This window comes from Amycolatopsis sp. NPDC003861, from assembly GCF_053605405.1.
In genome coordinates this window covers 1-14344 of the sequence record NZ_JBSGJD010000247.1, presented here as the reverse complement: position 1 = coordinate 14344, position 14344 = coordinate 1, and the positions used below count along the sequence as shown (strand labels likewise).

16 protein-coding genes are annotated in these 14344 nt (G+C 72.0%); 7 read left to right on the top strand and 9 right to left on the bottom strand.

Annotation, left to right across the window (positions count from 1 at the left end):
* On the bottom strand, nt 1-823 hold an 823-nt coding region (locus ACWEVN_RS39300; RefSeq protein ID WP_452054663.1), incomplete at its 3' end, for a hypothetical protein.
* Nucleotides 824-1075: 252 nt separating this feature from the next.
* Between ACWEVN_RS39300 and ACWEVN_RS39295 the strand changes: the two genes are divergently transcribed.
* Nucleotides 1076-1270, top strand: a complete 195-nt coding sequence (locus ACWEVN_RS39295; protein WP_176172951.1) for a PspC domain-containing protein — start codon at nt 1076-1078, stop codon at nt 1268-1270.
* Nucleotides 1271-1368: 98 nt separating this feature from the next.
* Here the strand turns inward: ACWEVN_RS39295 and ACWEVN_RS39290 are convergent, their stop codons facing one another.
* The gene (locus tag ACWEVN_RS39290) at nt 1369-2034 is read right to left on the bottom strand and encodes a TetR/AcrR family transcriptional regulator (protein WP_449687482.1); all 666 of its coding nucleotides are present in this window, start codon (nt 2032-2034) and stop codon (nt 1369-1371) included.
* Nucleotides 2035-2152: 118 nt separating this feature from the next.
* Between ACWEVN_RS39290 and ACWEVN_RS39285 the strand changes: the two genes are divergently transcribed.
* Nucleotides 2153-3652, top strand: a complete 1500-nt coding sequence (locus tag ACWEVN_RS39285; protein ID WP_452054662.1) for an MFS transporter — start codon at nt 2153-2155, stop codon at nt 3650-3652.
* Between the two features lie 31 nt (nt 3653-3683).
* On the opposite strand, the gene ACWEVN_RS39280 is transcribed toward ACWEVN_RS39285, so the two are convergent.
* The 3 genes from ACWEVN_RS39280 to ACWEVN_RS39270 are packed head-to-tail and all read right to left on the bottom strand — an operon-like array spanning nt 3684 to nt 6288.
* Nucleotides 3684-4343 (bottom strand): response regulator, encoded by a 660-nt coding sequence (locus ACWEVN_RS39280; RefSeq protein ID WP_449687480.1) that lies wholly within the window; start codon nt 4341-4343, stop codon nt 3684-3686.
* Entirely contained in the window at nt 4340-5458 is a 1119-nt protein-coding gene (locus tag ACWEVN_RS39275; protein WP_452054661.1) for a sensor histidine kinase, read from the bottom strand. The genes ACWEVN_RS39280 and ACWEVN_RS39275 overlap by 4 nt, the downstream gene beginning before the upstream one ends.
* Nucleotides 5455-6288 carry a CPBP family intramembrane glutamic endopeptidase gene (locus tag ACWEVN_RS39270; protein WP_452054660.1) on the bottom strand — a complete coding sequence of 278 codons (834 nt, stop codon included), beginning with the start codon at nt 6286-6288 and terminating at the stop codon, nt 5455-5457. The genes ACWEVN_RS39275 and ACWEVN_RS39270 overlap by 4 nt, the downstream gene beginning before the upstream one ends.
* Before the next feature lie 157 nt (nt 6289-6445).
* Between ACWEVN_RS39270 and ACWEVN_RS39265 the strand changes: the two genes are divergently transcribed.
* Entirely contained in the window at nt 6446-6934 is a 489-nt protein-coding gene (locus tag ACWEVN_RS39265) for a SigE family RNA polymerase sigma factor (protein WP_449687477.1), read from the top strand.
* Complete coding sequence (locus tag ACWEVN_RS39260) at nt 6934-7674, top strand: hypothetical protein (protein WP_452054659.1); 741 nt, start codon at nt 6934-6936, stop codon at nt 7672-7674. Before ACWEVN_RS39265 ends, ACWEVN_RS39260 begins: the two co-directional genes overlap by 1 nt.
* A 1-nt stretch (nt 7675) precedes the next feature.
* On the opposite strand, the gene ACWEVN_RS39255 is transcribed toward ACWEVN_RS39260, so the two are convergent.
* Nucleotides 7676-8722, bottom strand: a complete 1047-nt coding sequence (locus ACWEVN_RS39255) for a zinc-binding dehydrogenase (protein WP_452054658.1) — start codon at nt 8720-8722, stop codon at nt 7676-7678.
* Nucleotides 8723-8790: 68 nt separating this feature from the next.
* Here ACWEVN_RS39255 and ACWEVN_RS39250 point away from each other — a divergent pair, with 68 nt between their 5' ends.
* Nucleotides 8791-9552 carry a helix-turn-helix transcriptional regulator gene (locus ACWEVN_RS39250; protein WP_449687474.1) on the top strand — a complete coding sequence of 254 codons (762 nt, stop codon included), beginning with the start codon at nt 8791-8793 and terminating at the stop codon, nt 9550-9552.
* On the opposite strand, the gene ACWEVN_RS39245 is transcribed toward ACWEVN_RS39250, so the two are convergent.
* From ACWEVN_RS39245 to corA, 3 genes are all read right to left on the bottom strand, one after another.
* Nucleotides 9538-10377, bottom strand: a complete 840-nt coding sequence (locus ACWEVN_RS39245; RefSeq protein ID WP_449687473.1) for a chromosome partitioning protein ParB — start codon at nt 10375-10377, stop codon at nt 9538-9540. The genes ACWEVN_RS39250 and ACWEVN_RS39245 overlap by 15 nt on opposite strands.
* Complete coding sequence (locus ACWEVN_RS39240; RefSeq protein WP_310970784.1) at nt 10377-11024, bottom strand: metallophosphoesterase family protein; 648 nt, start codon at nt 11022-11024, stop codon at nt 10377-10379. Before ACWEVN_RS39240 ends, ACWEVN_RS39245 begins: the two co-directional genes overlap by 1 nt.
* A gap of 179 nt (nt 11025-11203) precedes the next feature.
* Nucleotides 11204-12286: a magnesium/cobalt transporter CorA gene (gene corA / locus ACWEVN_RS39235; RefSeq protein ID WP_449687472.1), complete on the bottom strand. Its 1083-nt coding sequence runs from the start codon at nt 12284-12286 to the stop codon at nt 11204-11206.
* Nucleotides 12287-12605: 319 nt separating this feature from the next.
* Here corA and ACWEVN_RS39230 point away from each other — a divergent pair, with 319 nt between their 5' ends.
* Entirely contained in the window at nt 12606-13109 is a 504-nt protein-coding gene (locus ACWEVN_RS39230; RefSeq protein WP_247014510.1) for a MaoC family dehydratase, read from the top strand.
* Between the two features lie 7 nt (nt 13110-13116).
* Nucleotides 13117-14211, top strand: coding sequence for a DUF2332 domain-containing protein (locus tag ACWEVN_RS39225; RefSeq protein ID WP_449687471.1), 1095 nt, complete (start codon nt 13117-13119; stop codon nt 14209-14211).
* Nucleotides 14212-14344: the final 133 nt, after the last annotated feature.

Sequence of the window (14344 nt, the reverse complement as noted above, 5' to 3'; positions counted from 1 at the left end):
GGCGCATGCTGTCCTTTCCGGCCCCGCGTCCCCGCGCCTGACGTCCACAGTGGACACTGCCAGTGCGCCCGGTCCGGCGGCCTCCGAGATGAGGACCGCCGGCCAGCCGGACGCGCGCGTCGCGGCCGCCGAGCTTTTCGGTCGGGCCGGCCGGCTCGACCGTCTCCACCGTCAGCTCGAAGCTCACCTTGCCGCGGATGCAGCTGTGCCCGGACAGGCCGATCGTCGGCCGGCTGTTCGGGCCGGCGGCCGCGTCGAGGTCGGGGCTGTCGAGCGGGACGCACGGCGCCACCCGGCCCCACGAGCGTTCCGGGAACGTCAGCCGCCCCACCTTGTGCCGGGTGATCGCCGTCAGCACCGAGCCGACGGCCGCGTCCGCCACGCCGCAGCGGGCCTCCTGGTCGCCGGTGCCGTCGGTGACCGACAGGTCGATCCGGTTGCCGTCGGCGAAGGTGATCGCGCGGGTGCAGGCGCGGCGGTCGTTGAACATCGACTGCTGGACCGCGACGCCGTCGGGCACCGAGCCGGGGTAGCCCTCGTAGGGCTTGATGTTCGGGTCGGAGTCGAAGGCGAGCGGCCCGACGAGGATCGTGCGCGGCCCGGCCTGGGCGCGGCAGCTGTCGAACGTCGGGACGGCTTCGGTCACCTCGGGCACGGTCAGCAGGCTGCAGAAGTCGATGCTGCCGAAGTCACCGAGCGCGGCGGAGGCGGTCAGCGGGGTGGGCCCGGAATCCGGCTCGGGCGCGGCCTGGGTGCTGGCGCAGCCCGCGGTGAGGAGGGCGCAGAACATCGCGACGGCCAAGCTTTTCGGACGCGGGTACACGGAGTGCAAGTATCACCGCATCGCGCGGAAAAGCCAGCCCTGACGGGGACATCTCTCACTCTTTTTGCGGCGGTCCGGTGCGAACGGGCAGCTCAGACGGTTTTCCGTGCACGCGCCGGGGTTTCCCCGGTCATCTGAACGATTTTCGGATTTGCCGTCCCCTAAGGGAGCGATCCATCCCGCGAGCGATGCGGAAGTGGGTACTCCGGTGGTGAAGTGGAGGTATCGGAACTTCGAGGAAAGGGAAAGACGATGAGCGCACCGGTCACACGACGGCTGTCCCGCCCGCGCCACGGCCGCATGATCGGCGGCGTGTGTGCCGGGCTGGCCCAGCGGTACGGCATGAAGCCCGGGACCGTGCGGCTGCTGGCGGTGTTGTCTTGTCTGCTGCCGGGGCCGCAGTTCGTGGCTTACCTGATCCTGTGGGCGGTCATTCCGTCCGAGTGATGTCCTGTCGGACGCGCCGGTGATCCTTTGGTGGTCACCGGCGCTTTGCCGTGCGCGGTGAGGTTCGGCCGTGCGAGCTGGCGGGTGCGTCGGCCGGGTCAGGGGCGCCAGCAGGACATTGCTTCGTCGATCTCGTCCAGGCCCAGGGGCGGGCGGGGCAGCGTCGACGGCTTGCCCGGCTGTGCTCGCAAGCCGTCCAGGAGCATGGCCAAGCAGCGGCGCCAGAGGTCCGGCTCCACCGCCGTGGTGAACTCGATCACCGAGCCGATCATCATGTGCAGCATCGGGATGTCCGTGGGGGCGAAGTCGGCCCGCAGGCCGCCCGCCTCCTTGGCCCGCTCCACCAGCTGTGTGATCAACGGCACCAGGCGGGCTTTCTGCTCCGCGACGTGCTCGTGGCCGAACTTGTTCGACAGCATGATCTCGCGCAGCCCGCGGTCGCCCGAGTGAAGCTCGATCGACTTCCAGGTGAAGTCGACGAACGCCCGCCAGGCGTCGTCGGCCTTCAGTGCCTCCTCCGCCAGGACGGAGATCTCCTCCATCCGCTCGGCGAACATGGCCTCCACCAGGTGTTCCTTGCTGGGGAAGCGGCGGTAGACCGTGCCGACGCCGAGGCCGGCGTGGTGCGCGATGTCGTCCAGCGTGGCCTCGAGCCCGCGCCGGCCGAACACCTCGCGGGCCGACGCCAGGATGCGACGGCGGTTGAGTTCAGCGTCACGCCGCAGCGGCCGCGCCGGTGCGGCGGGACCAGCGTCCCGTGCCATGCCTCCAGTCTAACGCGTCAAGTAGAGGCACTCTCTCCGCTTCTTGTGTACCTTGGGGCGAGTAAGGGGAGATACCTACTCCACATAGTCTTCCGATCACGTTCTGTGAGGATCTTTCATGTCCGAGTCCACGCTCGCCGTCGCGCCGTCGGGGGACACGCGCGCCGACGAAAATCCCCACCACGCCAGACGGTGGCTGATCCTGGTGATGATCGGCATCGCGCAGCTGATGGTCGTGCTGGACGCGACCGTCGTGAACATCGCGCTGCCGTCGGCCCAGGTCGACCTGGGCTTCTCCAACGACGCCCGGCAGTGGGTCGTCACGGCCTACGCGCTCGCGTTCGGCAGCCTGCTGCTGCTCGGCGGGCGGCTCGCGGACCTCTTCGGCCGCAAGAACGCCCTCCTCGTCGGCCTGGCCGGCTTCGCCGCGGTGTCCGCACTCGGGGGTGCGGCGACCAACATCGAGATGCTGCTGGTCGCCCGGGCGGCACAGGGTGTGTTCGGCGCGCTGCTCGCGCCCGCCACGCTTTCGCTGCTGACCACCACGTTCACCGACCCCAAGGAGCGCGGTCGCGCGTTCGGCGTCTTCGGGGCCATCGGTGGTGGCGGCGCGGCGGTCGGGCTCCTGCTCGGCGGCGTGCTCACCGAGTACCTCGACTGGCGCTGGTGCATGTTCGTCAACATCATCTTCGCGGTCATCGCGTTCGCCGGCAGCTCGGTCCTGCTGCGCAACCAGAAGGACGAAGGCCCGCGGCCGAAGCTCGACCTGCCGGGCACGATCACCGCGTCGGCCGGGCTGTTCGCGCTGGTCTACGGCTTCGCGAACGCCGAGTCGGACAAGTGGTCGTCGGCGTCGGTCTGGGGCTTCCTGGCCGCCGGCGTGGTGCTGCTGGGCGTGTTCGTGTGGCTGCAGCAGCGCGTCGAACACCCGCTGCTGCCGCTGCGCGTGCTGCTCGACCGGGACCGCGGCGGCTCCTACCTGGCGATGTTCCTGCTCGCCATCGGCATGTTCGCGATCTTCCTGTTCCTGACCTTCTACGTGCAGCAGAACCTGCAGTTCACGCCGATCCAGAGCGGCGTCGGGTTCCTGCCGATGGTGGCGACGCTGATGCTGTCGGCGACGACGGCGACGGCCGTGCTGCTGCCGCGGTTCGGCCCCCGGCCGCTGGTGCCGACCGGCATGGCGATCGCCGCCGCGGGCCTGTTCTGGCTGAGCGGCATCGACCTCGGCAGCACGTACGTCTCCGGGGTCCTCGGCCCGCTCCTGGTGATGGGCTTCGGCATCGGCCTGGCGATGGCGCCGGCGATGAGCGTCGCCACCTTCGGCGTCGAGGCGCACGACGCGGGTGTCGCGTCGGCGGCGGTGAACACGATGCAGCAGGTCGGCGGTTCGATCGGCACGGCGCTGCTGTCGACGCTGGCCGGCAACGCGGCGGTGGCCTACGTCGCGGGCAAGACCCCGACGCCGCAGCTGGCGGCCGAGGCGGCCATCGAGAGCTACACGACGGCGTTCACCTGGGCCGCGGTGATCTACGTGGCCGGCGCGGTGCTCAGCGGCCTGTTGCTGCGCCCGGGCGTTCCGAAGGGCGAAGCGGCGCCGGGCGCCGTGCACATGTAGGGATTCCTGGTGACGTGACCGGGCTGCCCGGTCACGTCACCAGCCCGTGCCGGTAGGCGTAGACGACCGCCTGGACGCGGTCGCGCAGGTCCAGCTTGGTGAGGATGCGCGACACGAACGTCTTCACCGTCTCCTGGCTGATGAACAGCCGCTCCGCGATCTCGCTGTTGGACAGGCCGTCCGCGAGCAGGCGCAGCACTTCCAGCTCGCGCGGGGTCAGCGGCGCGTCCGGGGCGGCGTCCGGCGCGGGCCGGATCCGGGCGCCGTACCGGCCGACCAGCCGCCGCGTCACGTCCGGGTCCAGCAGGGCCGCGCCGGTGGCCACCGTCCGGATGCCGTGCAGCAGCCGGTCCGGTGGCGCGTCCTTGAGCAGGAAGCCGCTCGCGCCCGCGCGCAACGCCTCGTAGACGTACTCGTCGAGGTTGAACGTCGTCAGCACCAGCACCTTGACCGGGTGCGGCACCCCGGCCCCGGCCAGCAGCTTGGTGGCCTCGATGCCGTCGAGCACCGGCATCCGCACGTCCATCACGACGACGTCCGGACACAGCCGCCGCGCGAGGTCGACCGCGGCCCGCCCGTCGCCGCACTCGCCGACCACCTCGAAGTCCGGCTGGGCGCCGATGATCGTCACCAGGCCGGTGCGGATCAGCATCTGGTCGTCGCAGACCAGGACCCGGATCGGTGCGCTCACGTCGGAATCCGGGCGGACACGGTGAAACCGGCGCCGTCGCGGTCCGCGCTGAAGTCGCCGCCCAGCAGGCCGACGCGCTCCCGGAGCCCGGCCAGGCCGCGGCCGCTGCCGCCGGGGGACACGCTCCCGGACCCGGCCGTGCGGACCGCCACGGCGATTTCCCGGTCGCCGTGGCGCACCTCGACCTCGGTGCGGCTGCCGCGCGCGTGTTTGAGGGCGTTCGTCAGGGCCTCCTGCACGACCCGGTAGGCCACCAGGTCGGCGCTGCCCGCCGACTCCGCGGGCGTGCCTTCCTCGGTGAACTCCACCGGCTGCCCGGCCTGGCGGGCCTGCTCCACCAGGGTGTGGAGCCCGCCCGGCGACGGCGTCTCGTGCTCGGGGTTGAGCAGGTCCAGCAGGTGCCGCAGGTCGGTGATGGCCCGCCGGCCGGTGTCGGTGATCGCGGTCAGCGTCTGGTCCAGCCGATCGGGCGCGGCGGTCAGGTAGCGGGCCGCCTCCGCCTGCACGACCATTGCCGTCACGTGGTGGGTGACGACGTCGTGGAGCTCGCGGGCGATGGTGGCGCGCTCGGCGGCCCGGGTGGCCTCGGCGACGCGGCGCCGGTGCCCGGCTTCCGCGGCGCGGGTGGTGCGCAGCCAGGCCCCGATGCCCCAGGCGAACACCAGCAGCAGGAAGAACGTCACGAACTCCGACACCGGCTCCGAGCCGAACGGGTGGAGGACGATCGCCAGCACCACATATGCCGCGGAGAACGCGAGCGCGGTGGTGCGCCGGCGCCGTTCCAGATGCGCGCCCGCGCTGACCAGCGCGACGCCCAGCGCGGTCCCGGCGACCGAGTGGTAGCCGCGGAGCTGGTCGACGGCGAAGCCGAGTGCCACCAGCGTCAGGCACACGGCCGGCCACCGCCGCCGCACGGCGAGCGGGAGGCTCTCGAGGACGACCACGACGACGGCCAGCGCGTCGAAGGGCCGCGCCGGCACGCCGCCCAGCTGTGTCCCGTGGTTCTGGACCACCGGCAGGAACGAGGCCGCCAGGAACAGCAGCCCGAGCGGGAGGTCGCGGACCACGACGTCGAGCCGGCGCCACCGCGCGCGCACCGCCCGGTGATCGATCACCGGGAAAGTGTAGTGACGTCGTCGACCCGCTCGGCGCGGCGGCGCGGCACCAGGCGGCCGCGCCGGTGGGCCAGCCACAGGAACGCACACGTCGCGAGGACGCAGAACAGCACGGAGTAGAGGGAGCCTTCGGGACCGAAGTCGCCGCCGGTGATGGCCGACGGCCCCGACGTCACGGCGTCGAGCAGGCCCTGCGGGGTGCCGTTGCCGGAGACCTCCGTGCCGAAGATCCCCGCCGCGGCGAAGTTCCAGCCGAAGTGCAGGCCGATCGGGAGCCAGAGTTTGCGGGTCGCGATGTACGCGCCGGTCAGCAGGCCGCCGGCTTCGATGGCGATGGCGATCGCGCCCCACAGGCTCGCGTGCTCGTTGAACAGGTGCGAGAGGCCGAACAGCACCCCGGTGGCCACCAGGGCGATCCAGGTGCCGGTCCACTTTTCGACGAACCGGAAGAGGATGCCGCGGAACAGCAGTTCCTCCGTCACCGCGGCGGCGGCCATGAAGCCGACGAGCCCGGCGGCGCCCGGAACCGTGCCCCAGCCCCGGATTTCGTAGTCGCCGAGGAGGGCGATGTTGGCGATGACGGCCGCGAAGAGCGCGACCCCGATCAGCGTCCCCCGGCCGAGCGCGAGGCCGGCGCCCGGGCCGGCCAGCTCGGTGACCGGGCGGTGTTCGGTCTTCCGCACCACCCACCGGTAGCCGAGTACCGCGAGCGCGGCGGTCAGCCCGCCGAAGATCAGCGTGAGCCACGGATTCCCGTCGGCCAAGGCGACCGCCTGCTGCCCGACGAACGCGATCGCGGCCACGGTCAGCAGCTGCCAGACGACCCTCATGACAACCCCTTCGTCCCGGCCGCGGGGTGGTCCCGCGGCTCCACGGCGAACGCTAGGGATCCGGCGGGCGGGAATCGTCACCAGCGAGCGGACACCCGCGCGTAGCTCGCACGGGGGACACTTGAACCTCCCGGGGCCCGCGCGCCCTAATGAGGACGTGTCCGGAAACGTCGAGTTCAGCGAGTACTTCGCCGCGCGGGTCCAGCGGTTCCGCCGGGTGGCGTTCGCGCTCTGCGGGGACTGGCACGCGGCCGAGGACCTGGTCCAGGCGATGTTCGTGCAGCTGTACCGGCGCTGGCGGCGGGTCCGCCCGGCCACCGTCGACGCCTACGCGCGCCGCATCCTGGTGAACCTGTTCCTGACCGGGCGCCGGGGATCCGGGCGCGAGTACGTGACGTCGTCGGTGCCGGAGCGCGAGGCGCCACCGGGCCGGGACCCGTCGTTGCGCCTGGACGTCGAACGCGCGCTGGCGGAGCTGACGCCCCGGCAGCGCGCGATGGTGGTGCTGCGGTTCCTCGAGGACCTCCCGGTGAGCGAGGTGGCGACGCTGCTGGGCGTCGCGGAGGGAACGGTCAAGTCCCAGACGGCCCGCGGGGTCGAGGCGTTGCGCACGGCCCTGCCGGCGCCGGCGGCGGAGGAGTCGTGATGGAAGACGTCCGGACCGTGTTGAAGGCGTACGTGACCGAAGGCGAGCCTCCGATCGGCTTGTCCGGGGAGGCAGTGCTGGCGGCGGCCCGCCGGGCGCGCCGGCAGCACCTGGTCACCGGCGCGGTGGCGGTGTGCGTCGTCGTGCTGGCCCTCGCGCTGGCGGTGGTCGTGCTGCCCCGCCGGGCCGAGGTCGCGAGCCCGCCGTGCCCGGGCGCCACGGACACCCGGGCGGCGCTGGTCGAGCGGCTGAGCTGCCTGGTGGGGCGGGCGGTGCGCGCGATGCTGCCGCCGGAGGCGCAGATCTCGCGGCTGACGATCCCCGGCGAGACCCCGCCGGCGGACCCGTTCCACCTGATCGCCGACCCGGCCGGCGACGCCCCCGGCGAGGCGCTGTTCCACCTGGGCGTCCGGGTGACCGACGCCCGCGGCACCGGCTCGGTGTACGTCCTCATCCTGCCCGGCGGCGGGGGCGGCCCGAAGTGCGGTGACCCGGAGCAGGTCGGCTGCCGCACGGAAACCACCCCTCGGGGCCTGCTGTGGCTCTCGACCCTGCGCTCGGGCGACGTCGTGACCAACCGGGTCGGCTTGGCCGCGCCGAACGCGCACGTGCAGTTCTGGTCGGACAACAGCGGCGTGCTGGCGCGCACGGGCGTCCGGTTGCCGAAGCAGCGCCCGGAGCCGACGCTGACCCTCGACCAGGTGCGGCAGCTGGCACTGACACCGGGCCTGGACCTCTGACTCAGGGGACCAGCGCGACGAAGCCGAGGCCGGTCGTGCGTTCGGCCACGTCGAGGGCGGCCGCCGGGTTCGCCAGGCCGGTCGGCACGAGCTCGACCGCCGAGAGGTCCAGCAGCCCGGAGCGGACCAGGTTCCACACCGTCGTCACCGTCTCCGGATCGCTCATCCACGAGCCGCGCACGGTGAGGCGCCGGTGCATCAGGTCGCCGTACGGGAGGGGGAGGTCCTGGCGCACGCCGCCGACGAGCACGAGGGTGCCGCGCACCCGCAGGCTGTCGTAGGCGGCCATCGTCGCGTCGGCCGACGGCGTGGCGCCGAGCGTGTCGACGGCGACGTCCACCGGGCCGATGCCGGCCGCGTCCGCCGCCCGGTCGCCGGTCAGCCGGTGGGTGCGCACGCGCGGATCGAGCTTGGCCAGCCGGTCGAGGGCGGCCTCGTTGCGGCCCACGGCCGTCACCGTCGCCGCGCCTTCCGCCAGCGCGGTCAGCACCGCCGCGCCGCCCAGCTGCCCGGTCGCCCCGACCACCGCGACGTCGCGGCCGGCGAGCGGGCCCGCCGCGTGCACGCCGGACGCGGCGATGCAGAGCCACGGCAGGAACGCCAGGCGGGCCGGCTCCGGGTAGCTGTCCGCCCCGGGCAGTTTGACCAGGGTTTCCTTGGCGCACAGGGCTTTCTCCGCGAAGACGCCGTCACGCCACACCGTGCGCATGCGGTCCGTCCGCGCGCTGCCCGCGCCGGAGCCGCCCAGGCCGACCCAGCCCACCAGGATCTCGTCGCCGTCGCCCGCGTCGAGCAGGGCGGTGTCCAGCACGAGGTCGCCGGGCGCGACGTGGAACACGTCCGGCGCGACGTCGAGCACCCGCCCGACGCAGGACGGCCCCAGCACCAGGGGCACCGGCAGGCCGCCGCGATTCCCCTGCACGACGGCCCTGGTGTACGCCGGGACGTGCGCGGCGAGCACCTCCACGAGCACGCCGCCGCCGTTCAGCGTGGGCTCCGGCACTTCTTCGAGGCGGACGTCTTGTTCGGTCGCGATCCAAGCTTGCATGACCCCAGCTTGGCGGCACGCTAAGCTGGTATCCAGAATCGCCTTATTCTGGTACTGGAGGTCCCAGGGTGAGCACCGAACTGGGCGCGTTCCTCCGCAGCCGCCGCGAGCGGCTGACCCCGGCCGACGCCGGCCTGCCCGCCACCGGCCGCCGCCGCACGCCGGGGCTGCGCCGCGAGGAGCTGGCCCTGCTGGCCGGCATCAGCGCCACCTGGCTCACCTACCTCGAGCAGGGCCGTGACGTGCGTCCGTCCGGCCAGGTGCTCGACGCGCTGGCCCGCGCGCTGCGGCTCACCGGCGCCGAGCAGGAGCACCTGCACCGCCTCGCCGGCCGCGGGGATGCGCCGGGGGAGAGCTTCCCGGAGGAGGCCGCGCCCGAGGTCGCGGGCGTCCCGGCGTTGCTGGGCGGCAATCCCGCGTACGTCACCGGGATCTGTTACGACGTCCTCGCGGTCAACGACGCCGCCGAGGAGCTGTTCCGCGGCATCGGGCCGGGCGGCAACGTCGTGCGCTGGCTGTTCACCGAGCCGGCCGCCCGCGAGGTCCTGGTCGACTGGGCGCAGGAAGCCCGCGGAGTCCTGGCCCGGCTGCGGGCGATCGCCGGCCGCCACCCGGACCACCCCCGGGTGACCCGGCTGGTGGCCGAGCTGACCGAGGCCAGCCCCGAGGTCCGCGCGTGGTGGCCGCAGTACGACGTCCAGTTCAGCCACGCGGGCCGCAAACGTCTGCGGCACCCCCGCCTGGGCGAGATCACCGTGCCGCACGCCGCGTTCCACGTCGCCGAGCGGCCCGAGCAGACGCTGGTGGTCTACCACCTAGTGGTGCCGTGACCGCAGCCGCTCGATGACCTCGTCGTCCCAGCGGTGGGTCCGGATCAGCCGGTACCGCTCCGCCGCCACCCACATGTACGCCTCGGCGTCCGTGCGGTCGCCGATCAGCCCCGCCTGCCGCAGCATCCCCACCACCGGGACGAACTCTTCCTCGAACCAGCGCTGCGCCACGCTCGCCCGGTCGCAGAACCTGCCTTCGTCCTGCATCAGCCGGAAGCCCCACGCCTCCACGTGCTCGCCCAGCCGCGCGTAGTCCCACGGGTCCGACACGATCACCGACGCCCGCGCGTGGCCGGTCAGGGGGACGCGCTCCAGGAACAGCCGGCGGTAGTCCTTGACGATCAGGTCGCCGCGGTGGCGGATGCCGCCCGGGTCCAGTTTGGTGCGGACCGCCGTCACCGAAGCCTCTATTGTGGACAGTCCCTGCGCGATCGCCACCGAAACGCGGTGGTGGCCGTCGATGATGAAGTGCAGCTCCCCCACCCGGTAGACCTCGATCGGCGGGATCTCCTCGCCGCGGCGGGCGGCCAGGGCCAGGCGTTCCCAGCGCTCGCGGACGCGGGCCGACGTCGGGCGGAAGCGGCGGTCGAAGTCGCGGCTGCGGTCGACCGTGCCCACGATCGACTCCAGCTTGATCACCCGCAGCCCGATCCGGTGCTCGCCGAGGTAGCCGAGCGCCTCCACCACCTCGTGGAACGGCAGCATGATGTTGACATCGTCGGGCTCCCGGCGCAGCCACGTCGAAAGCCGCGAGAGCACCTGGCCGCGGCGGGCGCGGAGGAAGTCGTTCTCCGCGTCCGCGCGGGGGAATCCCGTCTCTTTCATCAGAACTCCATGATCCGGTGGCCCACCACGTTGCGGATCCGCGTCGTGCCGACCACCCGGTCCGGCACCGGCTCGCCGTGCGGGTGGATGTGGCCGTGCAGCAGCCACTTCGGGCGCAGCGCTTCGATCGTGCGGTGCAGGCACGCGAACCCGCGGTGCGGCGGGTCGGCCCGGTCGCCCAGGTTCAGCGGCGGCGAATGCGTCAGCAGGACGTCGACGTCGCGCCCGTCGCGCCACCGCCGGAAGCGGGCGCGCCGGACCAGCCCGCGGGCCCGCCGCGCCTGCTGGCGCTGCGTCCACTGGTTCGGGCCTTCGTTGTAGCGGATCGAGCCGCCGAGCCCGGCGAACCGCAGGCCGGCGACGTCGACGAGGCGCCCGTCGGCGTTGATGCCGCCCGCCGGGCCGGGCCAGACCGTGGGGAAGCCGTCCTTCATGGACAGCCCGCCGTAGCGCGTGTAGCCGCTCAGGTCGGGGTCGTGGTTGCCGGGCACGAACACACACGGCACGTCGAGCGCGCTCGCCAGGAACGCCAGGTAGTCGTACGGCAGGTCGCCGGCGCCGATGACCAGGTCGACGGAGTGGCTGCGGACCGCGTCGGTCCACAACCGCTCGTCGACCTCGTCGGAGACGACCAGCGCTTTCGGCATGCGCCCAGGGTACGACGCCTCGGCGCTACTTCATCCCGTGCGCGAACCCGGGGTCGGCGACGATGACGAAAGTGATGACGACGATCCACAGCACGCTGAGCGCGAGCGCCCAGAACTTCAAGTTGGACAACAACCTGGACATGACAGTTCTCCGAAGGAAATCCGGTGGGGAAAGGGACTCAGAGCCAGCCGTTCTTCCGGAATATTCGGTACAGCAACAGGCAGATCGCCAGGATCACGCTGATCACCAGCGGGTACCCGAACTTCCAGTGCAGTTCGGGCAGGTAGTCGAAGTTCATCCCGTAGATGCCCGCGATCATCGTCGGCACGGTGATGATCGCCGCCCACGACGTGATCTTGCGCATATCGGTGTTCTGCTGCAGGGAAATCTTCGCGACGGTCGCGTCGACCAGGGTGGACAGCAGTTCGTCGAACGCCGCGACCCGCTCGGACACGGTGGTGAGGTGGTCGGCGACGTCGCGGAAGTACGAGCGGACGTCGTCCGGCACCAGCCGCGTGTAGCCCTCGGCCAGCCGCTGGACCGGCGTCGCCAGGGGCATCACCGCGCGGCGCAGCTCGAGGACCTCCCGCTTCATCAGGTAGATCTGCTCGGCGCTGACCTGCGAGCGGGGCGCGAAGACCTGCGCCTCCATGACGTCGATGTCGGTCTCGATCCGGCCGGTGACGTCGAGGTAGTGGTCGACGACGTGGTCGGCGATCGCGTGCACAACCGCGGACGGGCCCAGCTTCAGCCGCTCCGGGTCCTCGTCCAGTTCCCGCCGCAGCCGCGCCAGTCCCGAGTGGTTCCCGTGCCGGACCGTGATCACGAAGTCGCGGCCGAGGAACACCATCAGCTCACCGGTTTCGACGATCTCGTTCGCCGTGGTGGGGGACTCGTGTTCGACGTACCGGACGGTCTTGACCACCAGGAACAGCGTGTCGTCGTAGCGCTCCAGCTTCGGCCGCTGGTGCGCTTCGAGCGCGTCCTCGACCGCCAGCTCGTGCAGCCCGAACGTGTCCGCGACGCCCTGGATCTGCTGGGCGTCCGGCTCGTGCAGGCCGATCCAGACGAACCCCTCGTGCCGCTTCCGGACCTCCTTGATCGCCTCGGAGTGGGTCCAGCGGCCGGGCAGGCGCTCACCGCCGACGTACACCGCGCAGTCGACGACGTACGCGGACAGCGGCACCGGAACCGGGCGCACGGGAACGGTGCCCTTGTTGCCGCGGCCGCGCAGGCCGCCGAGGGAGGGGATGGCAGGCATGGGATCTCCTGGTGTCGTGCGTGGTCGTGCGAGACGACGGACCAGGGGCGGAAAAGACGTCCGCCCGGCGACACACCAGCGTTCCCGGGGTGAAAAGGCCTACCAGGAGATGAGCCGGCCGGCCGGTGAGGTGGGAACGCTGGGACTACTAGGGAGCGGACTATCGCCACTACTCATCGAGTTCCTCACCTCCTTCGGGCCGGGGGCAACAGTGGTGGGGCTCGCGTTGACGCGCGAACACCGATGGTTGAGGGTACTCCTCACTACTGATGCGTGTCGGACCAGGCTCACGCGGTGTTACGCGACAGGGAGATGACGAGTGCAGTTCGGTCGGTACTACGAGGAGTTCGAGGTCGGTGCGGTCTACAAGCACTGGCCGGGCAAAACGGTCACCGAATACGACGACCACCTGTTCTGCCTGATCACCATGAACCACCACCCGCTGCACCTGGACGCACACTACGCCGGGGAGACCACCGACTTCGGCAAGAACGTCGTGGTCGGGAACTACGTCTACTCGCTGCTGCTCGGGATGTCGGTGCCGGACGTCTCCGGCAAGGCGATCGCGAACCTCGAGGTCGAGTCGCTCAAGCACGTGAAGCCGACCTTCCACGGCGACACGATCTACGGCGAGACCGAGGTGCTCGACAAGACGCCGTCGAAGTCCAAGGACGACCGCGGCGTGGTGTACGTCGAGACGCGCGGTTACAAGCAGGACGGCCTGATCGTGTGCACTTTCCGGCGGAAGGTGATGGTGCCGAAGCGGTCGTACGGGGAGACTCGGGGCGGGGAGCAGCCGGGCCGGCCGGTGCCGCACGAATGAGGCTCTGATGGACCTGGACGGGATCAAGGGAGTACTCCGCACGTTCGCGGAAGTCGAGGCCCGCGGGGTCTCGCCGCTGTACGAGCACCTGGCGCTGCAGGCGGCGGCGGACGACGACGTGGCGGGTCTGCTGTCGGGTGCTCGCGACGGCGAGGTGCGCGGGACGCTGCTGATGGCGGTCGCGCACCGGCTGGTGCAGGCCGACCCGATCCACCCGCTCTCGCGGTACTACCCGTCGCTGGGCGGGTTCGACGGCGTCGACTCCGACACGTGGCCGCTGTTCCGGTCGTTCCTGCTGGAGCGGGCCGACAAGGCGCGCGCGTTGGTCGCGTCGCGGTACACGCAGACGAACGAGGTCCGCCGGGCGGCGTTGCTGTACCCGGGCGTGGCGCGGGCGGCCCGCGAGGCGGGCGGGAAGGTCTCGCTGCTGGAGGTCGGCTGCAGCGCGGGGCTGCTGCTCGGGCTGGACCGCTTCGGCTACCGCTACCAGTGCGACGGCGGCGACCAGCTGACGGCGGGGCCGACGAAGGCGGCGGTCGGGCTGCACTGCGCGCTGGACCTGGCCCCGGGCGCGGTGGTGCCGAAGCTGCCGAAGAAGCTGGCGCTGCTCGACCGCGCGGGCCTCGACCGGGCACCGGTGGACCTGTCGGACGAAGACGAGCTGGCCTGGCTGGAGGCGTGCGTCTGGGCGGACCAGCCGGACCGCATCCGGCTCCTGCGCACGGCGGCGGCCGAGCAGGCGCGCCACCGGCCGCGGTTGATCCCCGGCGACGGCGTCGACGACCTGGCCTCGGCGGCTGCGTCGCTGGAGGGGCCGCTGGTGGTGCTGACCAGCCACGCCCTCGCGTACTTCCCGGCTCCGCGGCGGGCCGCGTTCGTTTCGGCGTTGGCGGAGCTGGCTGCTTCGCGGCCGGTGTGGTGGGTCTCCGAGGAGTTCTACGGCGCCGGGCTGGAGCAGGTGCTGCCGGGCCGCGAGGACCTTTCGGGCGCGGACGGGCTCGCGACGCTGGGCGTCGTGCGCTGGGAGGACGGCAAGGCCGAGGCGCACGCGCTGGCCCGGACCGCGCCGCACGGGCAGCGGATGACCTGGTTGCCGCTGTAGTCGCCTTGGTGAGTGGTTGGGGTGCCCACCGTCGCCTTGGTGAGTGGCTTGGGTGCCCGCCACCCCGAAGCCGGATTGTGACTACGGCCGGTGGTACCGCGTCAAGGCGGGAAAGCGTGCCTTGACCCGGCAC